This window comes from Curtobacterium sp. 24E2, from assembly GCF_016925595.1.
Lineage (GTDB): Bacteria > Actinomycetota > Actinomycetes > Actinomycetales > Microbacteriaceae > Curtobacterium.
In genome coordinates this window covers 565,440-586,011 of the sequence record NZ_CP068987.1, presented here as the reverse complement: position 1 = coordinate 586,011, position 20,572 = coordinate 565,440, and the positions used below count along the sequence as shown (strand labels likewise).

Annotated in this window: 14 protein-coding genes, 1 tRNA gene and 4 pseudogenes; 13 read left to right on the top strand and 6 right to left on the bottom strand. The window is 70.7% G+C overall.

Annotation, left to right across the window (positions count from 1 at the left end; translation table 11 throughout):
* The first annotated feature begins 18 nt into the window (after positions 1 to 18).
* The 4 genes from JN350_RS02995 (at position 19) to JN350_RS02980 (ending at position 5,041) form a co-directional block, all read left to right on the top strand.
* Positions 19 to 999: a nitrilase-related carbon-nitrogen hydrolase gene (locus JN350_RS02995; RefSeq protein ID WP_205463494.1), complete on the top strand. Its 981-nt coding sequence runs from the start codon at positions 19 to 21 to the stop codon at positions 997 to 999.
* Positions 996 to 2,081, top strand: a complete 1,086-nt coding sequence (locus JN350_RS02990; RefSeq protein WP_205463493.1) for an agmatine deiminase family protein — start codon at positions 996 to 998, stop codon at positions 2,079 to 2,081. The genes JN350_RS02995 and JN350_RS02990 overlap by 4 nt, the downstream gene beginning before the upstream one ends.
* A gap of 160 nt (positions 2,082 to 2,241) precedes the next feature.
* Positions 2,242 to 3,663: an APC family permease gene (locus JN350_RS02985; RefSeq protein WP_205463492.1), complete on the top strand. Its 1,422-nt coding sequence runs from the start codon at positions 2,242 to 2,244 to the stop codon at positions 3,661 to 3,663.
* A gap of 19 nt (positions 3,664 to 3,682) precedes the next feature.
* Positions 3,683 to 5,041, top strand: a complete 1,359-nt coding sequence (locus JN350_RS02980; protein ID WP_205463491.1) for an NAD-dependent succinate-semialdehyde dehydrogenase — start codon at positions 3,683 to 3,685, stop codon at positions 5,039 to 5,041.
* An 84-nt stretch (positions 5,042 to 5,125) separates the two neighbouring features.
* On the opposite strand, the gene JN350_RS02975 is transcribed toward JN350_RS02980, so the two are convergent.
* The 4 genes and pseudogenes from JN350_RS02975 to gabT form a co-directional block, all read right to left on the bottom strand.
* The gene (locus tag JN350_RS02975) at positions 5,126 to 5,287 is read right to left on the bottom strand and encodes a hypothetical protein (RefSeq protein WP_166673220.1); all 162 of its coding nucleotides are present in this window, start codon (positions 5,285 to 5,287) and stop codon (positions 5,126 to 5,128) included.
* Positions 5,288 to 5,323: 36 nt separating this feature from the next.
* Positions 5,324 to 6,712, bottom strand: coding sequence for a flavin monoamine oxidase family protein (locus tag JN350_RS02970; RefSeq protein ID WP_205463490.1), 1,389 nt, complete (start codon positions 6,710 to 6,712; stop codon positions 5,324 to 5,326).
* Positions 6,709 to 8,250, bottom strand: a complete 1,542-nt coding sequence (locus JN350_RS02965; RefSeq protein WP_205463489.1) for an NAD-dependent succinate-semialdehyde dehydrogenase — start codon at positions 8,248 to 8,250, stop codon at positions 6,709 to 6,711. Before JN350_RS02965 ends, JN350_RS02970 begins: the two co-directional genes overlap by 4 nt.
* Positions 8,247 to 9,607: pseudogene (gene gabT / locus JN350_RS02960) on the bottom strand (4-aminobutyrate--2-oxoglutarate transaminase). The gene JN350_RS02965 and the pseudogene gabT overlap by 4 nt, the downstream one beginning before the upstream one ends.
* A 92-nt stretch (positions 9,608 to 9,699) precedes the next feature.
* On the opposite strand from gabT, the gene JN350_RS02955 reads away from it, so the two are divergent.
* Together JN350_RS02955 and JN350_RS02950 are read left to right on the top strand one after the other, a co-directional pair.
* Entirely contained in the window at positions 9,700 to 11,235 is a 1,536-nt protein-coding gene (locus tag JN350_RS02955) for a PucR family transcriptional regulator (RefSeq protein ID WP_205463488.1), read from the top strand.
* A 20-nt stretch (positions 11,236 to 11,255) separates the two neighbouring features.
* Entirely contained in the window at positions 11,256 to 11,873 is a 618-nt protein-coding gene (locus JN350_RS02950; RefSeq protein WP_205463487.1) for a TetR/AcrR family transcriptional regulator, read from the top strand.
* On the opposite strand, the gene JN350_RS02945 is transcribed toward JN350_RS02950, so the two are convergent.
* Positions 11,856 to 12,542, bottom strand: a complete 687-nt coding sequence (locus JN350_RS02945) for an NUDIX domain-containing protein (protein ID WP_205463486.1) — start codon at positions 12,540 to 12,542, stop codon at positions 11,856 to 11,858. The genes JN350_RS02950 and JN350_RS02945 overlap by 18 nt on opposite strands.
* Positions 12,543 to 12,600: 58 nt before the next feature.
* Between JN350_RS02945 and JN350_RS02940 the strand changes: the two genes are divergently transcribed.
* Positions 12,601 to 13,080 (top strand): hypothetical protein, encoded by a 480-nt coding sequence (locus JN350_RS02940; RefSeq protein WP_205463485.1) that lies wholly within the window; start codon positions 12,601 to 12,603, stop codon positions 13,078 to 13,080.
* A gap of 86 nt (positions 13,081 to 13,166) precedes the next feature.
* On the opposite strand, the gene JN350_RS02935 is transcribed toward JN350_RS02940, so the two are convergent.
* A tRNA-Leu gene (locus JN350_RS02935) sits at positions 13,167 to 13,252 on the bottom strand.
* An 86-nt stretch (positions 13,253 to 13,338) separates the two neighbouring features.
* Between JN350_RS02935 and JN350_RS02930 the strand changes: the two genes are divergently transcribed.
* The 6 genes and pseudogenes from JN350_RS02930 to JN350_RS02905 all read left to right on the top strand — a co-directional run bounded on the left by JN350_RS02930 (position 13,339) and on the right by JN350_RS02905 (position 20,571).
* The gene (locus JN350_RS02930; protein ID WP_123292929.1) at positions 13,339 to 14,019 is read left to right on the top strand and encodes an FhaA domain-containing protein; all 681 of its coding nucleotides are present in this window, start codon (positions 13,339 to 13,341) and stop codon (positions 14,017 to 14,019) included.
* The gene (locus JN350_RS02925) at positions 14,016 to 14,507 is read left to right on the top strand and encodes an FHA domain-containing protein FhaB/FipA (protein ID WP_461963582.1); all 492 of its coding nucleotides are present in this window, start codon (positions 14,016 to 14,018) and stop codon (positions 14,505 to 14,507) included. The genes JN350_RS02930 and JN350_RS02925 overlap by 4 nt, the downstream gene beginning before the upstream one ends.
* 65 nt (positions 14,508 to 14,572) lie before the next feature.
* Positions 14,573 to 15,930, top strand: a pseudogene (locus tag JN350_RS02920) (Stp1/IreP family PP2C-type Ser/Thr phosphatase).
* Positions 15,927 to 17,369, top strand: a complete 1,443-nt coding sequence (locus JN350_RS02915) for an FtsW/RodA/SpoVE family cell cycle protein (protein WP_205463484.1) — start codon at positions 15,927 to 15,929, stop codon at positions 17,367 to 17,369. Before JN350_RS02920 ends, JN350_RS02915 begins: the two are co-directional and overlap by 4 nt.
* Positions 17,366 to 18,819: pseudogene (locus tag JN350_RS02910) on the top strand (peptidoglycan D,D-transpeptidase FtsI family protein). The gene JN350_RS02915 and the pseudogene JN350_RS02910 overlap by 4 nt, the downstream one beginning before the upstream one ends.
* Positions 18,816 to 20,571: pseudogene (locus JN350_RS02905) on the top strand (protein kinase domain-containing protein). The pseudogenes JN350_RS02910 and JN350_RS02905 overlap by 4 nt, the downstream one beginning before the upstream one ends.
* Position 20,572 lies beyond the last annotated feature (1 nt).

Below are 20,572 nucleotides of genomic sequence, written 5' to 3'. Positions count from 1 at the left end.
CGCGCCGCCCTCGTGCAGATGCGTTGGCTCGAGGAACCCGCTGCTCACCGCGCACAGCTCGCCGACGGCATCGCCACCGCCGCGGCCAACGGCGCCACGGCCGTGTTCCTCCCCGAGCTCACCCTGCGCCGCTACCCCGGCGACACCCCTGCCAGTGGTGTCCCGAAGGACCTCGCCGAGTCGCTCGAGGGCGGCCCGACGGTGGCCTTCGTCCGGGCACAGGCGATCGAGCACGGGGTCTTCGTGCACGCATCGCTGTACGAGCGGCCCGCCGACGACGACGAGCCCGACGACCCCCGCGGCTACAACACCGCTGTCCTCGTCGCCCCCGACGGCACACTGGTCGGCCGGACCCGCAAGACGCACATCCCGATCAGCGCCGGCTACTACGAGGACACGTACTTCCGCCCGGGAACGGACGACGACGCCTTCCCGGTGTACGAGCCGGCGGGACTCGGCGCACGCCTCGGGCTGCCGACCTGCTGGGACGAGTGGTTCCCCGAGGTCGCCCGGTCCTACGGCCTCGCCGGGTCCGAGGTCCTGGTGTACCCGACGGCGATCGGCTCCGAGCCGACGTTCCCGGACTTCGACACCGCGCCGATCTGGCGGCAGGTCATCGTCGCGAACGGCATCACCGCCGGCCAGTTCATGGTCGTGCCGAACCGGTGGGGTGACGAGGGCGACATCACCTTCTACGGGTCGTCGTTCATCTCGGACCCGTTCGGCCGCGTGCTCGCCGAGGCGCCGCGTGACGCCGACGCCGTGCTCGTGGCGGACCTCGACCTCGACGCCCGGACGGAGTGGCTCCGACTGTTCCCCTTCTACGTGACCCGACGACCGGACCTCTACGCGGGGCTCGTCGACCCGGTGGACGAGGACCGCCACGCGTTCGGCGCACGAGACGCGATCGACGCGGCCATCGGGGTGGCGGCGACCGACGAGATCGACGCGGCCAAGGCCGTGGCGGCGACCGACGCCGGACCGGAGGCGCGCGCATGACGTGGGTGATGCCTCCCGAGACGGCTCCGCAGGAACGCACCTGGATGGCGTTCCCACGCCCCGGCCTGACGCTCGGCGACGACGCGGCGAGCGCCGAGGCGGCGCGACGGACGTGGGCGGCCACGGCCAACACGATCAGCGAGCACCAGCCCGTCACGATCGTCGTGGACCCGGTCGCGCGAGCCGACGCGCGTCGCCTGCTGTCGACCGCGGTCGAGGTGCTCGAAGCGCCCCTCGACGACTTCTGGATGCGCGACATCGGGCCGACGTTCGTCGTCGACGACGTGACCGGTGAGCTCGGCGCCGTGGACTGGGTCTTCAACGGCTGGGGCGCGAACTCCTGGTCGACGTGGACCCGCGACGCCGAGGTCGCCGCCACGGTCGCGGCCGCCGCCGGTGCGCATCGGATCCCCTCGCTGCTCGTGAACGAGGGCGGAGCGATCCACGTCGACGGCACGGGCACGGTCCTGGTGACGGAGACCGTGCAGCTCGATCCGCGACGGAACCCGTACGCCGACCGCGAGCGCGTCGAACTCGAGCTGGCCCGGACGATCGGCGCGACGGACGTGGTCTGGCTGCCCCGCGGCCTGACCCGTGACTACGACGGGTTCGGCACCCGGGGCCACGTCGACATGGTCGCGACGTTCGCGGGCGCGTCGAGTGACACCAGCGACATCAGCGCCACCAGCGACATCAGCGCCACCAACGCCACCAGCGCCACCACGACGTCCCGCACGATCCTGCTGCACGCGCAGCCCGACGCCGGCCACCCGGACCACCTGGTGATGCCGCAGATCCGTCGGGCGCTCGAGCAGGCCACTGACGCCACCATCGTCGAACTGCCGGCCCCGTCGACCCTGACCGACGACGACGGCCCGGTCGACTGGAACTACGTCAACCACGTGGTGGTGAACGACGCTGTGATCGCTTGCGCGTTCGGTGACGCCGTTGCCGACGACCGCGCCCGCGGCATCCTCGCCGACGTGTACCCGGGTCGTCAGGTGCGCTCGATCGACGCTCGTCAGGTCTTCGCGCGCGGCGGCGGGCTGCACTGCATCACGCAGCAACAGCCAGCGGTCTGAGCCATCGCCGCGGTGTACAGCGGCTGCCCGACGCCTGTACACCGCGGCCGGTCCGCACGGCGCCAGAGCGTCGGTATGGTGCTCCGAACCAGCCCGGGCGACGCTGCCCAGCCGAGCTCCGGCGCTGCCCGCCCCCGACCCAGCAGGGAAGTCAACGCACATGGCATCACCGACCGCGGTCCCCGCACCGACAGCCTCAGCAGCACCTGCGCGCGGCGGTTCCCTGAAGCGGAGCCTCGGACTCTGGGCGATCGTCGGCCTGGGCCTCGGCTACATGACCCCGACGGTGGTGTTCGACACCTTCGGCATCGTCTCCGGGCAGACCGACGGCGCCGTGCCGAGCGCGTACCTGATCGCGCTGGTCATCATGGCCCTGACGGCGATCAGCTACGGGAAGATGGTCCGGGTCTACCCGGCGGCCGGCTCCGCGTACACGTACGTGCGGGAGTCGATGCACCCGAACCTCGGGTTCATGGTCGGCTGGGCGTCCCTGCTCGACTACCTGCTCCTGCCGATGGTGAACGCCCTGATCATCCGGCTCTACCTGGAGCAGGTGTTCCCGGCGCTGCCGTCGTGGGTGACGGTCGTCGTCTACACGGTGTTCGTGACGACGGTGATCTGCCTGTCGATGCGCGGCACGTCGAACCTCAACATGGTGCTGCTCATCGGCGCGATCCTGGCGATGATCACGTTCGTGGTCTTCACCGTCATCGAACTCGTCCACGGTGCCGGAGCGGGCACGATCGCGAGCACCGAGCCGTTCGTGCACGACGGTGTGACGATGTCCGCCCTGCTCACCGGTGCGACGGTGGTCTGCTTCTCGTTCATCGGCTTCGACGCCGTGACGATGTACACCGAAGAGGCGAAGTCGATCCGGATCATGCCGAAGGCGATCATGCTGACGGTGCTGCTCGGCGGCGCGATCTTCCTGGTGTCCGCCTACTTCGCGCAGCTGCGGTTCCCGACGAACACCCCGTTCGGCGAGTTCACCGACGACCCGCTGCCCCAGATCGGCCTGCTCGTCGGTGGCCCGGTGTTCCAGGCGGTCCTGGTGTCGGCCGGGTTCGTCGCCGCGCTGGCGTCGGGGCTCGCATCGCACGCGAGCGTCGCCCGCATGCTCATGGTGATGGGCCGGAACAACGTCCTGCCGAAGCGGGTGTTCGGGTACGTCAACCCGCGCACGCACACCCCGGTGTTCAACGTCGTGTTCGTCGGCGCGGTCACGCTGCTCGCGATGAGCTTCTCGCTCGACACCATCTCGTCGTACATCAACTTCGGCGCCCTCGTCGCCTTCACCTTCGTCAACGCGAGCGTCATCGTGCACTTCGCCGTCCGGCAGGGCCGCCGCCACACCGCGGCTGACCGGTGGAGGTACATCGTCCTGCCCGGCCTCGCGATGGTCCTGACAGGGGTGCTCTGGTCGCAGCTCCACGCCGACGCACTGATCGCAGGAGGAGTGTGGGCTGCGATCGGCTTCGCCTACCTGCTCGTCATCACGAAGGGCTTCCGGGTGCTGCCGAAGAGCTTCGACGAGAACCAGCCGGTCACCGGCGTGAACAAGCAGCTGACCGACCAGGCCTGACCCACCGAGAGAGGACGCCATGTACGCCGTCACCGACCCCACCACGGGCACGACCCTCGAGACGTTCCCGACCATCACCGACGACGAGCTCCGGGCGACGATCGCTGCCGCGGACCGCGCCCACCGCGAGCGCACCAGCTCCGTCGCCGACCGCGCGGCCCTGCTCCACCGCGTCGCGGACCTGTACCGGGAGCGTCACGCCGACCTCGCCGCCACGATCGTGCGCGAGATGGCGAAGCCGATCGACCAGGCCGAGGGCGAGGTGGACTTCTGCGCCGACATCTACGACTACTACGCCGACCACGCCGAGGAGTTCCTCGCCGACCAGCCGATCACCCTGGCCGACGGCTCCGAGGGCAGCGCCTTCATCCGGAAGTCGTCGATCGGCGTCCTGCTCGGAATCATGCCGTGGAACTTCCCCGCCTACCAGATCGCCCGGTTCGCCGGTCCGAACCTGCTCATCGGCAACACGGTTCTGCTCAAGCACGCACCGCAGTGCCCCGAGTCGGCCCTGGCGATCGAGCGGATCTTCCACGACGCCGGGTTCCCCGAGGGCGCCTACACGAACGTCTTCGCGACGAACGACCAGGCCGCCGACGTCATCGCCGACCCGCGCGTGCAGGGCGTCTCGCTGACCGGGTCGGCCCGCGCCGGTGCCGCGGTCGCCGAGATCGCGGGCCGGAACCTCACGAAGGTCGTGCTCGAGCTCGGTGGTTCGGACCCCTTCATCGTGCTGTCCACCGACGACCTCGACTCCGTCGTCGAGTCAGCCGTCACCACTCGCCTCGAGGGGAACGGGCAGGTATGCAACGCCCCGAAGCGCTTCCTGGTGGTGGACGACCTGTACGACGACTTCCTGGCGAAGTTCACGACGGCCATGTCGGCGGTGTCGCCGACCGACCCGTCCGTGCCCGGTGCCGAGCTCGGCCCCCTGTCGTCCCCGACCGCCGCGGACCGGCTGCAGGAGCAGCTCGCGTCCGCCGTCGCGCAGGGTGCGACCGTCGTCACCGGTGGCGACCGCCAGGGCAACGCCTTCGTGCCGACGATCCTGACCGACGTCACGCCGGACAACGACGCGTACCGCGAGGAGTTCTTCGGCCCCGTCGCCGCCGTGTACCGGGTCGCCGACGAGGACGCCGCCGTCGCACTCGCCAACGACACCCCGTACGGCCTCGGCTCGTACCTGTTCACGACCGACGCCGACCAGGCACTCCGCGTCGCGGACCGGCTCGAGGCCGGCATGGTCTACATCAACATCGTCGGCGCGGACAGCCCCGAACTGCCGTTCGGTGGCGTCAAGGCGAGCGGCTTCGGCCGTGAGCTCGGCCCCCTGGGGGCCGACGAGTTCGTCAACAAGAAGCTGATCCGCATCGGCTGACGGACGCTCTGGACCCGGCCCCACGACGGACGGGAGGCGCGGTGCCAGCTGGCACCGCGCCTCCCGTCTGCTCGTCGGTCGCCGCTACTGCTGCGGCTCGGCGGGCTCGCCGCCGGAGTCGGTGTCGCTGTCCTGCGCGGGGTCCTTCGTCGCGTCGCCCGTGGGCGACCCGTCCGGCAGGTCCTCGGTGTACTGCGCTTCCGCCTCGCTGGGGTCGCTGGATCCGTTCGCCGTCGTGTCGCTCATGGCCCGGATGCTACGCGCGGTCGGCGCTGCGCTCGTTCAGACGGACGAGGCGGCAGCGCCGGAGCCGGCGGCGACCGGGGTCGCGGCCAGGATCTCGTCGGCGACCTCGCGCCCGATCCGCACCGCACCGTCGACGTGCTGGTACCCCTGCCCGGCCAGGTCGCTCGACGCGAACCGGATCGGACCGACGGCTGCACGCTGGTCGGCGCCGTACCGGACGAGACCGCCCAGGTCGAAGCTCGCCGCGTAGGCGCCGCGGGTCCACTCCTCGGTGCCCCAGTCGCTCTCGTAGTACACGACCGGGCGCAGGGCCTCGTCGCCGTAGTAGTGGGCGAGCGAAGCGAGCACGCGGGCCTTCCGTTCCTCGGCCGACAGCGCGAACAGGTCGTCGGCGTGCTGGTCGGAGACGAACCCGACCAACGTGCCCTGCTCCGATCCGTGCTCGGTGTTGTCGTACGCCTCGTGCACGACCTCGTACGGGCTGAACGCGGTGCCGGAGAGCCCGGCACCGCGCCAGAACGGCCGGTCGTAGACGGCGTGCACCTTGATGACGAAGCCCATCGACAGGTGCTGGTGCAGCTGGTGCTGGCGACGGGGCAGCGAGGGTTCGTACGAGATCCGCGAGTACAGGGGCGGCGGCACGGCGACGAGCGCCTGCCGGGCGTGCACCTCGAGGCCGCCGTCGGCGAGCGCGACGACCCCGTCGTCGGTCCAGCGCAGGGTGCGCACCGGCGCGTTCAGGTGCACGGCGTCACCGAGGCGCTCGGCGAGCCGCTCCGACACCTGCTGCATCCCGCCGACGACGCGCTTGTCCAGGATGAAGTCGGCGTCGACCAGGTTCGTGAAGCTCCCCGCCGAGGCGGCCATCAGCAGGGCCTGCAGGGCCGAGAACGCGTGTGCCGGCTTCGTGAGCATGGCGCCGGCGATGAACAGTTCGACGTTGTCGGTGGCGACGCGGTCGTCGCTCAGCGTGTGGAGCCAGGCGCGGAAGGAGACCTCGTCGAGTGCCGCCGCGTGCGGGGACTCCCAGGGGCGGGCGGGATCGACCGCCGCGACGTACTCGTCGACGACCGACACGAGTCGCTCGATCTCGTTCGCCGTCGCCTCGGGCAGCGGGAAGATGTCGCCGGTGTACTCGGTGCGGGTGCCCTCGGCGTCGACGTAGACGCTGGAGCCCTCGCGGTACCGGTCGTACGTGTCGAGTCCGAGTTCGTCGAGGGTCTCGAGCAGTGCGGTCTGGTCGGGCGAGACCCACTGGCCACCGATCTCGAGGGTGACCCCGTCGATGTCGTTCGTCCAGGTGCGGCCGCCCACGCGGTCGCGCGCCTCGAGCACCGTGACGGTCAGTCCCGCGGCGCGCAGGCGGTTCGCGGCGGTCAGGCCGGTGACACCGGCTCCGATGACGACGACGTCGCTCTCGATCATCGTGCTGCTCCTTCGGTGGTGGTGCTCCGGAACGGGTCCGGGGTCAGCGTGTACATGGTCTCGAGGTACTCGGCGATGCCCTCGCCGCCGCCCTCGCGGCCGAGGCCGGACTGCTTCACCCCGCCGAACGGGGCCGACGCGTTCGAGACGACCCCGGTGTTGAGTCCGAGCATGCCGGTCTCGAGCCGCTCCATCAGGCGCTGCCCGCGGGCCGGGTCCTCGGTGAACGCGTAGCCGACCAGACCGTACTCGGTGTCGTTGGCGGCGGCCACGGCCTCGTCCTCGGTCCGGAACGTCCGGATCGCCAGGACGGGTCCGAAGATCTCGTCGCGGAGCAGGTCGCTGCCGGGCTGCACGTCGGTCAGGACCGTGGGTGCGTAGAAGGTGCCGGGGCCGTCGACCGGGTGTCCGCCGGTGCGGAGCGTCGCCCCGCGGTCGAGCGCGTCGGTGACCAGGCGGTGCGCCTTGTCGACGGCGCGGTCGTCGATGAGCGGTCCGATGGCGACGCCGTCCTCCGTGCCGCGTCCGACCCGCATGGCCTCGACGCGTGCGGTGACCCGGCGCGTGAACTCGTCGACGATGTCCTCGTGCACCAGGAACCGGTTCGCGGCGGTGCAGGCCTGCCCGGTGTTGCGGAACTTGGCGGCGAGCGCGCCCTCCACGGCCAGGTCGAGGTCGGCGTCGGCGAACACCAGGAACGGGGCGTTGCCGCCGAGCTCCATGCTCGTCCGGAGCACGTTCTGCGCCGCCTGGGCGAGCAGCGTGCGTCCGACCGGCGTCGAGCCCGTGAAGGACAGCTTCCGGAGCCGGGGGTCGGCGATCACGGGCGCGGAGACGTCGGCGGCCCGCGTGGTCGGGACCACGTTGACCACGCCGGCGGGCAGTCCGACCTCGCGCAGCAGGTCGACGAACAGCAGGGTCGTGAGCGGCGTCAGTTCGGCCGGCTTCACGACGACCGTGCACCCGGCGGCGAGCGCCGGTGCGATCTTCCGGGTCGCCATCGCCAGCGGGAAGTTCCACGGCGTGATGAGGAACGCGGGGCCGACGGGCTTGTGCGAGACGGTGGCACGGCCGGTGCCCTCCGGGTTGGTGCCGTACGAGCCGCCGATCCGGACCGCTTCCTCCGAGAACCAGCGCAGGAACTCCCCGCCGTACGCGACCTCGCCGCGGGCCTCGGCGAGCGGCTTGCCCATCTCGAGCGTCATGAGCAGCGCGAAGTCCTCGCGTCGTTCCTGCAGCAGGTCGAACGCGCGGCGGAGCAGCTCGGCGCGGTGCCGCGGCGGCGTGGTCGCCCAGCCCGTCTTCGCTGCTTCGGCGGCGTCGAGGGCTCGGACACCGTCCTCGGCGGTTGCGTCGGCGATGTCGAGCAGCGTCTCGCCGGTGGCGGGGTCGACGACGGCGAAGGTACGGCCGTCGGCCGACGGCTGCCAGGCACCGTCGACCAGGAGGCCCGTGGGGACGCGGGCGAGCAGCTCGCGTTCGGCGTCGGTGCGGTCGGCCGCAGGGGCGGTGGTGGTGGCGTTGGTCTCGGTGGTCATGCTGTTGCGAGTCCTTCCAGGACGACGTCGAGTCCCTCGTGGAGCAGGGCGTCGTCGATCGACAGTGGGGGCAGGAACCGGACGACGTTGCCGTACGTGCCGGCGGTCAGCGCGATGACGCCGTGCTCGAACGCGGACCGCACCACCTTCCCGGTCAGTGCTGCGTCCGGTTCGCCGGTCGCGGGGTCCACGAGTTCCATCGCGACCATCGCGCCGCGTCCGCGGACGTCGCCGATCCGCGGGTCGGTCGTCTGCGCGGCACGGAGTCGTCCGAGCAGCACGTCCCCGAGCTCGCGGGCTCGGTCGATCAGCCCGTCGTGCTCGAACGCGTCGATCGCGGCGAGGGCGGCGGCGCAGGCGATCGGGTTGCCGCCGTAGGTGCCGCCGAGCCCGCCGACGTGTGCGGAGTCCATGATCTCGGCGCGACCGGTCACGGCGGAGAGGGCAGACCGCCGGCCATGCCCTTCGCGGTCGTGACGACGTCCGGCACGATCCCCTCGTGCTCGCTCGCGAACATCGACCCGGTGCGCGCGAAGCCGGTCTGGACCTCGTCGGCGATGAGCACGACGCCGTTCGCCGTGGTCCACTCGGACAGCGCGGCGAGGAACCCGGGCGCTGGCACGACGAAGCCGCCCTCCCCCTGGATCGGCTCGATGAGCAGCGCCGCGGTGTTCGCCGCGCCGACCTGCTTCTCGATCTGGCTGATCGCGCGCTTCGCCGCCTCGGGTCCGGAGAGTCCGTCGTGGAACGGGTAGGACATCGGCACCCGGTAGACCTCGGGGGCGAACGGGCCGAAGCCGTCCTTGTACGGCTGGTTCTTCGCGGTGAGCGCCATCGTGAGGTTCGTCCGGCCGTGGTACGCGTGGTCGAACACCACGACGGCCTGCCGACCGGTGTGCTTGCGCGCGATCTTCACGGCGTTCTCGACGGCCTCTGCGCCGGAGTTGAACAGTGCCGTGCGCTTGTCGTGGTCACCGGGGGTCAGCCGGTTGAGCGCCTCGGCGACCGCGACGTACCCGTCGTAGGCGGCGATCGTGAAGCACGTGTGGGTGAAGGCAGCGACCTGCTCGGTGACCGCGGCGACGACGGCGGGGTGCGCGTTGCCGACGCTGGTCACGGCGATCCCGGACCCCAGGTCGACGAACGAGTTGTCGTCTGCGTCCACGACGACCCCGCCACCGGCCGCGACGACGGCGATCGGCACGGCGACCCCGACCCCGGCAGCGACGGCTCCGGCCTTCCGCGCCATGAGCTCGCGTGATCGCGGGCCGGGGACGGCCGTGACGAGCCGTCGTTCCTGGGGCAGCGAGGGGCCGCCGGTGGGCGCACTGATCGAGGGTGCTGCGGTGGAGGACATGCTGCGATGGTAGGAGCCTGCGGCGACCACGGCGGCTGTCCACCGTGTACATCGAGGCCCGGTCCGATCGCCCCGGTGGATAAGGTGCTCCCATGCCCGCGACGCTGCGTTCCCTGTTGCTCCGTGCCGACCTCCGCCTCCGCCCACTGACCGGCGCGGACGCGGGCGCCCTCGACGCCCCGCTGTCGTGGCTGCACAGCTCCGACCTCGAGGACCCGACGCCGTTCCTGGCCGACGGGCAGGGACTGCTGACCACGGGCACGCAGTTCGGTGCCGAGGCCGAGGTCCCGGAGGACGTCGCCGGCCCCTACGTCCGCCGACTCGTCGAGCGGGGCGTCGTCGCACTCGGGTTCGGCACCGAGGTCGTCCGCGCCGGCACCCCGGACGCCCTCGTCGCCGCCTGCGAGCAGTACGGACTCCCCTTGTTCGAGGTGCCCTACGAGACCTCGTTCATCGCGGTCGCGCAGGCGAACGCCGAAGCGGTCGCCCGCGACGCGAACGCCCGGAACGCCTGGGCCCTCGCCGCACAGCGGGCGATCTCGCTCGCAGCGATGCGCCCGGACGGGCTCGGAGCCACGATCGCGGAGCTCTCCGGGCAGCTCGACGGCTGGGTCGGGCTCTTCGACGTGTCCGGGCGGCTGGACCGCGGGCACCCGACGGACGGCGTGCCCGCCCAGGACCTCGAGCTGCTCCGGACCGAGGCGCTGCGCCTGCTGCGGGCGGGACAGCGGGCGAGCCTGCCGGTGACCACCGAGCACCGCACCGGGTTCACCCTGCAGACCCTCGGCAGCGGGGGCCACCTGAGCGGTGTGCTCGCGATCGCGAACGGCGGTGCGCTCGACCGCGCCGGCCGCGAGGTGGTGACGTCCGTCATCGCCCTCGCCGGACTCGCGTTGCAGCAGAACCGTGAGCTGGCCAGGGCGCGCGGGCTCCTGCGCACCGGCCTGCTCACCATGCTCTCGGTCGGCGATCCGGAGGTGGTCCAGTCGACATCGCGCGAGGTGTGGGGGCCCCTGCCCGCCGAACCCGTCCGGATCGCGGCCCTCGAGGTCGACGACCACGACCTCGACACCGTCGTCGACCTGCTCGAACTGTGGGTGCAGGACCGGCCCGGACAGCTCTTCTTCGCCGTCGACGACGCCCTCTTCCTGTGCGTGAGCGCCGACGACACCGCGATCGTCGAGGAACTGGTCGGACGCTTCGACCTGCGGGCCGGCCTGTCGGACGGTGCCGCGTACCGGTCGTTCGGTCGTGCCCGCACCGAGGCCGTGCAGGCCCTCGACCGTCGGCGCGAAGGGCGACCGGGCACCACCGAGTTCGGCGACCTCGCCCGCGAAGGCGTCCTCGCACACCTGGCCCACGTGGACGTCGACGCCGGAGCCGTCGCTCGCGCGTTCCTCGCTCCCCTGCTCGAACACGACCGGTCGGCGGGCACCGAGCTCACCCGCACCGTCCGCGCCTGGCTCGAGCAGAACTGCGAGTACGACCGCGCCGCCCAGGTGCTCGGCATCCACCGCCACACCGCACGCTCCCGGGTCGAGCACGCCGGCCGGCTCCTCGACCGCGACCTCGCCGTCTTCGCGACCCGTGCCGACCTGTGGGCGGCCTTCGTCGTCGAGGGCGCGTGACGCGCGGATACGGTGGGACGATGCCGACGACACCGGCCCGCCGGCGCCTGAGCCCGGCCGAACGCGGATCCCAGATCACGGCGGCCGCCGTCGACCTGGCGCGCGCCGAGGGCCTCGCGGCGGTGACGCTCCGCGGGATCGCCGCCGTGATCGGGGTCGCGCCGTCGCTCGTCGCCCACTACCGCCCGAGCATGGAGGACCTGGTCGGCGAGACGTTCCGCACCGTCGCGGCAGCCGAGGTCGCCGAGGTCCGCGCGATCGTCGCCGCTGCGCCCGACCCGGTCTCGGGCCTCCGCACCCTGCTCGGCTGCATCGCCGATCCGGCGCGCGACGACGTCGCCACCCTGTGGGCCGACGCGTGGAGCATCGGCCGCACGAACGCGGCACTGGCGACCGCGGCACGGGACGTCATGGACGACTGGCAGCTCCTCGCGACCACGGTCGTCGTCGACGGGGTGCGCGGGGGCGTGCTGCGGACCGACGACCCGGACGGCGTGGGACGCCTGCTCTTCGCGCTCGTCGACGCGACCAACGGGTACGCCCTGGTCGACTACCTCGACCGCCCGACCCGCGAGGGCCTGGTGCGCACGACGATCGCCCGAGCGGTGGGCCTGGACGGGTCAGCCCTGTCGGGGTGACAGCCGCCGCAGTGCCACCCACTGCAGCAGCATGATCGTCTTGCCGTCGGCGATCCGGCCGTCCTCGACCATCGCGAGCGCCTCGTCGAGTGCCAGCTCGAGCACCTCGATGTCCTCGCCCTCGTCCTCCACCCCGCCGCCCGCCTCGACCCGGTCCGCCGGTGTGTACGCACCGACGTAGAAGTGGACGCGTTCGGTCACCGAACCGGGGCTCATGAAGACGTCGCCGACGCGCACCAGGTCACCCAGCCGGATGCCGAGCTCCTCGGCGGCCTCGCGTCGGACGGCGGTCTCGGGGTCGTCCTCGTCGAGCAGCCCCGCCGCCGCCTCGATCAGCATCCCGTCCGGGTGCCCGTTCACGTACGCCGGCCACCGGAACTGCCGCGTGAGCAGGACGGTGCCGCGCTCGGCGTCGTACGGCAGCACGGTGGCACCGTTCCCGCGGTCGTAGGTCTCGCGCTGCTGCCGGTCCCACCGGCCGTCCCGGCGCCGGACGTCGAGCGTGGTGCGACGGAGCACGTGCCACCCGTCCGACACGACCTCGACGTCCCGCACGACGACGTCGGGGTTGCGGTCGAGGTCACGGCCGACAGCGTCGAGTCCGGTCCGCCCACGGGCATCGGGGACGTCGACGCCGGGACGAGGGGCTGCTGCACGATCATCGGTCACCTGGTCACGCTAGCGGGGCGGCCGCTCGCACGACCTGACCGCCCGGTACCGTGCAGCCATGACCAGGACACCGTTCACCCGTCGCCCGGATCGACCGCAGGTCGTCACGGTGTCGATCGTGCTCTGGCTCCTCTGGGTCGCGGTCTGCCTGGTGGCGACCGTCCTGCAGTTCGTGGCGGGCGCGGACGGGAACGCCCTCGGCACGGTCCTGACGGTGCTCGTCGCGGTCGCGGTCTGGGGACTCGTCGGGTGGGCGGTCGTCCGCACGGCCACCGGATCGCGGGCGGCACGCATCGTGCTGGTCGTCGTCGCCGTGGCCCGTGCCGTGCTCAGCCTCACCAGCGGCGAAGTCGGACTCCTGCCGATCGCGCTGTCGGTCGTCGCCGCGGTGCTCCTCTTCCTGCCCAGCGCGCGCCCGTTCTTCGCCCGCAGCGATGCGGGAAGAACCGACCACGGGTTCTCCGGACCCGGCGTGTCGGGGTCGAGCCGCGCCTCCTGGCCGGATCCCGACCACCCGACGGACGCCGATCGGACCTGATCCGCCATCCGGCGACGGCCGCTCCGGGACACCCCGGAAGAACACGAAAGGCCCCGGATTCCTCCGGGGCCTTTCGCTGTTTCGCCTGGTGCGCGAGGGGGACTTGAACCCCCACGCCGTTTCCAGCACACGGACCTGAACCGTGCGCGTCTACCAATTCCGCCACTCGCGCCAGCCCCAAAACACTACCACGCACAGACTGCCCCCTGCGCCAACCACTACCATGCAGTGGTTGACGACCGACGACTCTGGAGACACATGGGCCTGCTGGACAACTTCGAGCGAGGGCTGGAGCGTGCCGTGAACGGCGCGTTCGCGAAGACCTTCCGCTCCGGTGTGCAGCCGGTCGAGATCTCCAGCGCCCTGCGCCGCGAGCTCGACACGAAGGCCGCCGTGGTGTCGCGAGAGCGCATCCTGGTGCCGAACGAGTTCACCGTGCGCCTCGCGCCGCCGGACTTCACGCGCATGAACGACGTCGGTCGTCCGCTCATCGACGAACTCACGCAGATGGCCCACCAGCACGCCGTCGCGCAGAACTACTCGTTCTCCGGTCCGGTCACCATCCGGCTGCAGCAGGACGGCACGTTGTCCACGGGCATCCTGCAGATCGACTCCACCACGGTGCAGCGCGACGTCGCCTGGATCGCCGTGCTCGACATCGGCTCGCAGCGCCACCGCCTGCAGCGCGGACGCACGGTGATCGGCCGTGGCAGCGACGCCGACATCACCATCGCGGACACCGGGACGAGCCGGAAGCACGTCGAGGTCCTGTGGGACGGCAAGCACGCCCAGGCCACGGATCTGGGCTCGACGAACGGCTCGAAGCTGAACGGACAGCACTTCCAACAGGCGATCGTGGAGCCGGACTCCACCATCGAGATCGGTCGTACCCGTATGGTGTTCCGGGTGATCCCGGAGAACGACGGAGGTGCTCGATGACCACAGGCCTGACCCTGCTCGTCCTGCGCTTCGCGTTCCTCGCGGTGCTCTGGCTGTTCGTCTTCGTGATCGTCTTCGCCCTGCGCAGTGATCTCTTCGGCCAGCGCGTGCGCACGATCCCCACGGATTCCAAGTCGGCTCCCTCCGGACCGACGACCCCGACGATCCCCGCAGCGGCGGCGCCGGCAGCGGCCTCGGGTGGCGCGTTCACCGACCTGATCGGGCAACCGACGCAGGCGACGCAGTCCGCATCGCCAGCCGCGACCCGCCTCGTGATCACCGAGGGCGCGCGTGAGGGCATGGAGATGCCGCTCGGCGGCGGACCGATCACGATCGGCCGCTCCAGCGAGTCCAACGTCGTGATCCGCGACGACTACACCTCGACCAACCACGCCCGGCTCGACCTGCGCGCCGACGGCTGGCTCCTCACCGACCTCGAGTCCACGAACGGCACCTTCGTCAACGGTCAGAAGGTGAGCGCCCCCTGATCGTCGCGGAGCGCACGCCGATCACGATCGGGACGACGACGTTCGAGCTGCGGCGGTAACCCGGCATGACCGCTCGCACGTTGAGCGCCGCTGTGTCCCACGTGGGCCGCATCCGCGCGAACAACCAGGACTCCGGCTACGCCGGGGCGCACCTGTTCGCGGTCGCGGACGGCATGGGTGGGCACGCCGGCGGCGACGTCGCCTCGGCGATCGCGATCCGGCGCATCAGGGAGGTGGACCGCGAGTTCCCCTCCGCGCACGACGCCGAGTTCGCGCTGCAGTCGGCACTGATCGCCGCGAACCAGCTCATCACCGAGACGGTCTTCGAGCACCAGGAACTGACCGGCATGGGCACCACGGTGTCCGCAATGATCCGGGTCGGCGAACAGATCGCGATCGCGCACATCGGTGACTCGCGCATCTACCGCCACCGCGACGGTGAACTGCAGCAGATCACGTCGGACCACACCTTCGTGCAGCGCCTGGTCGACAGCGGCCGGATCACCCCGGAGGAAGCCGCGGTCCACCCCCGTCGCTCGGTCCTCATGCGGGTGCTCGGCGACGTCGATGCGGCACCCGAGGTCGACACCGCGATCATGGACATCCAGCCGGGCGACCGCTGGCTGCTGTGCTCCGACGGCCTGTCGTCGTACCTGGCCGAAGAGCGCATCCGGCACGCCCTGGCGTCGAACATGGACGCCAACCAGGTCACGCAGCGCCTGGTCAAGGAGACCCTCGACCACGGCGCCCCCGACAACGTCACCGTCGTCGTCATGGACGTCACCGCGGACGAGGTCGACGACGACGACGACGCGGCCACCACCGTCGGGTCCGCGGCCGCTCCCTGACCTTCGAGGCGTCGACCGGTCGCAAGCCGATCCGCCTCCCCACGATCCTGCTGCACCCCCTCAAGGTCACCACGGCTCCGGAGGACTCGCACTTCGAGCCCGAGTCCGACCAGTTCTTCGCCGAACTCATCGCCGAGGACCGCCGACGCCGCATCCGGCGTCGGGTCTCGTGGACGGTCGCGCTCGTGGTGGCGGTCGCTGCCCTGGTCGGGGCCGTGTTCCTCGGCTGGCGGATCACCCAGGACCACTACTACGTCGGCACCGACCGCGGCACGGTCGCGATCTACAAGGGCGTCCAGCAGTCGATCGGACCACTGGCGCTGTCGGACGTCTACGAGGACACCGACATCACCGTGTCGATGCTGCCGGACTACACCCGCGAGAACGTCCGCTCGACGATCAACGCGCAGTCACTCGGTGACGCGCGCGACATCGTCGACCGACTGCGCAAGGCCGCCGAGACCGGGCAGGACCAAGCCGGCACCGGCGGTGACGGCGGATCCACCTCGTCACCCTCGCCGTCGCCGACCCGGTCGTCGACGCCCACGCCGTCCCCGACCCGGGGCTCGCGATGAGCAACGCCACCGCCCAGTCGTTCACGCAGGCGATCACGATCAAGCTCCGTGAACCAGCGCGTGCTCGGAACCTCGAGCTCGTGCTGCTCGTCATCGCCTGCGGCATCTGCGCCGGCGCGATGGTCCTGGTGCAGCTCGGCACCAAGGGCCGGCTGTTCGACACCTCGGTGCTGTGGGTCGGCGGAGGCATCCTCGGGCTCGGACTCGTGATGCACGTCGTGCTGCGGGTCGTCGCGAAGAACGCCGACCCGTTCATCCTGCCGATCGCACTCGTGCTGAACGGCATCGGCATCGCGGAGATCTACCGCATCGACGTCCACAACGGCCTGACCGGCTGGGACGCCATCGGTGTGAAGCAGATCGTCTGGACGATGCTCGCGATGGTCCTGGCGATCATCACGCTGCTGCTGGTCCGGAACCACCGGTTCCTGCAGCGCTACCGCTACATCTTCATGTTCCTGACGATCGCGCTGCTGCTGCTGCCGATCCTGCCCGGCATCGGCCAGAACATCGGTGGCGCACGCGTCTGGATCAAGATCGGGCCGTTCTCCTTCCAGCCCGGTGAGCTCGCGAAGATCACCATGGCCCTGTTCTTCGCCGGCTACCTGGTGACCGCCCGCGACTCCCTGTCGATCGTCGGCAAGAAGTTCCTCGGCATGACGTTCCCGCGCGCTCGTGACCTCGGCCCGATCCTGGTGATGTGGGGCGCCGCGATGGCCGTCCTCGTCTTCCAGCGCGACCTCGGCACGGCGCTGCTCTACTTCGGCCTGTTCCTCGTGATGATCTACGTCGCGACCGCACGCATCAGCTGGGTGGCCATCGGCCTCGTGCTGTTCGTCGGCGGCGCGCTCGTCGCGCAGAGCGCACTCGAGTACGTGCACGGCCGCTTCGAGCAGTGGCTCGACCCCTTCAACCAAGAGGTCTTCAGCCGTGACACCCAGGCGAGCTACCAGCTCGTGCAGGGACTGTTCGGCTTCGCGAACGGCGGGATCACCGGCACCGGCCTCGGCCAGGGGCGCCCGTACATCACGCCCGTCGCCAACGCCGACTACATCATCGCCTCGCTCGGCGAAGAGCTCGGCCTGATCGGCGTCTTCGCGATCCTGGCGCTCTTCATCGTGCTGGCCTCGCGCGGCATCCGCGTCGGGTTCATGGCACAGGACGACTTCGGCAAGCTGCTCGGCGTCGGCTTCGGCTTCGTGATCGCCCTGCAGGTGTTCGTCGTCGTCGGTGGCATCACCCGCGTGATCCCGGTGACCGGCCTGACCACACCGTTCATGGCCGCGGGTGGTTCCTCGCTCATCGCCAACTGGATCATCGCCGCGATGCTGCTGCGACTCACCGATTCCATCCCAGCCGAACAACGCGTCCAGCAGGGCGCGATCCCCGCCGCGAGCGGGCGGTCCGCGCGCGCGACCAGGAAGGAGCGTCGTCGATGAACCGACAGCTCCGCGGTGTCTCGACCGTCATCGTGCTCATGTTCGTCGCACTCTTCGTGTCGACGACCTCGATCCAGTTCTTCTCGGCCGACTCGCTCCGTGCCGACTCGCGCAACTCACGAACCATCCTGGACAGTTACTCGACCAAGCGGGGTGCGATCCTCGTCGACGGCAGCCCGATCGCCGAGTCGACCCCGGTGGACGACCAGTACGAGTACCAGCGCAAGTACACGAACGGGGACCTGTACTCCGCCGTCACCGGGTACTTCACCATCGGCCAGGGCAACACCGGCATCGAGAGCGCGGAGAACACCGTGCTGTCCGGCAACTCGGACGCCTCGTTCTTCCAGAACCTCAACTCGATCCTCACCGGCCAGGACGTCCAGGGCGACAACGTCAACCTGACGATCGACCCCGCCGTGCAGCAGGCCGCGTACGACGCCCTCGGCACGAACAGCGGTGCCGTCGTCGCCATCCAGCCGAAGACCGGCAAGATCCTCGCGATGGTCTCGAAGCCGAGCTACGACCCGAACACCCTCACCTCGCACGACACCGCGAAGGTCAAGGAGCAGTACGACGCCCTGCTCGGCGCCTCGGCGTCCCCGCTGCAGAACCGCGCGATCGGCGGCGACCTGTACACGCCCGGATCCGTCTTCAAGCTGGTCGTGGCATCAGCGGCGCTCGAGGGCGGCAAGTACAACCTCGACTCGACGTTCCCGAACCCGTCGCGCCTGCAGCTCCCGGCACGAGCTCGTACATCAACAACGCCGAGGGCGGCACGTGCGGCGGCGGCGACAAGGTCAAGCTCCGCACGGCCATCCAGTACTCGTGCAACATCCCGTTCGCCGAGCTCGGACAGAAGCTCGGGTACGACGCGATCAAGAGCATGGCCGACAAGTACGGCTTCGGTGACGCCATCGAGGTCCCGATGTCCGCGACCGCCAGCCAGTACCCCGAGGTCGACTCCACCGCGCAGCTCATGCTCAGCGCCTTCGGCCAGGCGAGCGTCCGGGTGTCCCCGCTGCAGATGGCCATGGTGTCGGCCGGCATCGCGAACGGCGGCAAGGTCATGCAGCCCTCGCTCGTCGACTCGATCACCACGAGCGACCTGAAGACGGTCGAGTCCTTCTCCCCGAAGCAGTACAGTGATCCGCTGTCCTCCTCCGAGTCCGCTGACCTCACCGAGGCCATGCAGAGCGTCGTGAACGCCGGGACCGGAACGAATGCCAAGATCGACGGTGTCGACGTCGCAGGGAAGACGGGCACGGCCGAGGGCGGAACGGGCGATCCCTACACGCTCTGGTTCACCGGGTTCGCGCCCGCGAAGGACCCGGAGGTCGCCGTGGCGGTCGTCGTCGGAGACGGCGGCGGGCTCGGTCAGTCGGGAGTCGGCAACACGGTCGCGGCCCCGGTCGCGAAGAAAGTCATGGAGGCGGTGCTGAACAAATGAGACCCACCAGCGGACTCACCTTCGGTGGGCGGTACCAGCTCTCGTCCCGGGTCGCCATCGGCGGCATGGGAGAGGTGTGGCAGGCCACCGACCTCGTCATCGGCCGAACCGTCGCACTCAAGATCCTCAAGGACGAGTACCTCGGCGACCCCGGGTTCCTCGAGCGCTTCCGCGCCGAGGCCCGCCACGCTGCGCTCGTCAACCACGAGGGCATCGCCAACGTCTTCGACTACGGCGAAGAAGACGGCAGCGCCTACCTCGTGATGGAGCTCGTCCCCGGCGAAGCGCTGTCGACCATGATCGAGCGCGAGCACACGCTGCCGGTCGACAAGGTCCTGGACATCGTCGCGCAGACCGCGAACGCCCTGCAGGCCGCACACGCGGTCGGCCTGGTGCACCGTGACATCAAGCCCGGCAACCTGCTCATCACGCCGGACGGCCGGGTCAAGATCACCGACTTCGGCATCGCGCGCATCGCGGACCAGGTCCCGCTCACCGCGACCGGCCAGGTCATGGGCACCGTGCAGTACCTCTCGCCCGAGCAGGCGAGCGGGCACCCGGCGTCGCCGTCCACCGACATCTACTCGCTCGGCATCGTCGCGTACGAGGCCCTCGCGGGTCGTCGTCCCTTCACGGGCGAGTCGCAGGTCGCGATCGCGATGGCGCACATCAACGAGCAGCCGCCGGCGCTGCCCGGGGACATCCCCGAGCCCGTCGCCGCCCTCGTGATCTCGTGCATCGCGAAGAAGCCCGCCGACCGTCCTGCCACCGCCGCCAACCTCGCGCGCGCCGCTCAGGCGCTCCGCCGTGGTGACGTCGCAGCGGCCACCGTCGCCGTCCCCGCGATCGCTCAGGGCGGAACGGTCGCGTTCAACCCGCCGCAGGGCCAGGGGAACGACGCCGCCACGGCACTGCTCGGCACCCAGTCCGGCGCGGCAGCCGCGGGCGTCGGCGGACCCGGCGCACCGGTGTCCCCGACGAACGACGAGGCCGAGGAGCCGAAGAAGAAGCGCGCCTGGATCTGGTGGGTCGTCGGCATCGTCGTGGTGCTCGCGATCGCCGGTGTCGTCGGCGCCTTCGCACTGAACGGTGCGGCTGAGCCGGAGCCGACCCCGACGAAGTCCTCGAGCAGCCCGAAGCCGACCCGGTCGCAGACGCCGCCGCCGACACCGACACCGACCACACCGGCCCGCGTGACGGTGTCGCAGGCCGACTACGTCGGCATGCAGGCGACCGATGCCCAGGCAGAAGCTGCAGCAGCTCGGACTCGAGGCCACGATCGTCGACGGCGACCCGGCGGCGAACGCCGGACAGGTCGGTACCGTGCAGTCGCTCGACCCCACCGGCAACCTCGAACCGGGATCGCTGGTGACCATCAAGGCGTACACCGAGGTGGCGACGGTCACGACCGCACCCGACGCCCCGACGGCCGGCACGGTCTCGTCGGACGGCAAGGTGACGTTCTCGTGGAACGCGTTCACGGCGTGCCCCGCCGGCCACTCCCTGAGCGGGTACACGTACACGATCAACAACGGCACCGACGCGAAGAACCAGTCGACCGGGACGGTCACGAACACCTCCATCGAGGTCACGGGCAAGGACCCGGGCACGATCTCGCTGTCGTACACGGCGGAGTGCGGTGACCTGACGTCGCCGAGCTCGTCGACCACGAGTGCGACGTGGGAGGCCGACCCGGAGCCGACGACCGACCCGACCGAGGGCATCAACCCCAGCCAGGGACCGCAGGACTGAC

Coding starts and splice junctions, on each gene's coding strand:
- JN350_RS02995 (WP_205463494.1), top strand. CDS start 19: ATGCGTTGGCTCGAGGAACCCGCTGCTCACCGCGCACAGCTCGCCGAC.
- JN350_RS02990 (WP_205463493.1), top strand. CDS start 996: ATGACGTGGGTGATGCCTCCCGAGACGGCTCCGCAGGAACGCACCTGG.
- JN350_RS02985 (WP_205463492.1), top strand. CDS start 2,242: ATGGCATCACCGACCGCGGTCCCCGCACCGACAGCCTCAGCAGCACCT.
- JN350_RS02980 (WP_205463491.1), top strand. CDS start 3,683: ATGTACGCCGTCACCGACCCCACCACGGGCACGACCCTCGAGACGTTC.
- JN350_RS02975 (WP_166673220.1), bottom strand. CDS start 5,287: ATGAGCGACACGACGGCGAACGGATCCAGCGACCCCAGCGAGGCGGAA.
- JN350_RS02970 (WP_205463490.1), bottom strand. CDS start 6,712: ATGATCGAGAGCGACGTCGTCGTCATCGGAGCCGGTGTCACCGGCCTG.
- JN350_RS02965 (WP_205463489.1), bottom strand. CDS start 8,250: ATGACCACCGAGACCAACGCCACCACCACCGCCCCTGCGGCCGACCGC.
- JN350_RS02955 (WP_205463488.1), top strand. CDS start 9,700: ATGCCCGCGACGCTGCGTTCCCTGTTGCTCCGTGCCGACCTCCGCCTC.
- JN350_RS02950 (WP_205463487.1), top strand. CDS start 11,256: ATGCCGACGACACCGGCCCGCCGGCGCCTGAGCCCGGCCGAACGCGGA.
- JN350_RS02940 (WP_205463485.1), top strand. CDS start 12,601: ATGACCAGGACACCGTTCACCCGTCGCCCGGATCGACCGCAGGTCGTC.
- JN350_RS02930 (WP_123292929.1), top strand. CDS start 13,339: ATGGGCCTGCTGGACAACTTCGAGCGAGGGCTGGAGCGTGCCGTGAAC.
- JN350_RS02925 (WP_461963582.1), top strand. CDS start 14,016: ATGACCACAGGCCTGACCCTGCTCGTCCTGCGCTTCGCGTTCCTCGCG.
- JN350_RS02915 (WP_205463484.1), top strand. CDS start 15,927: ATGAGCAACGCCACCGCCCAGTCGTTCACGCAGGCGATCACGATCAAG.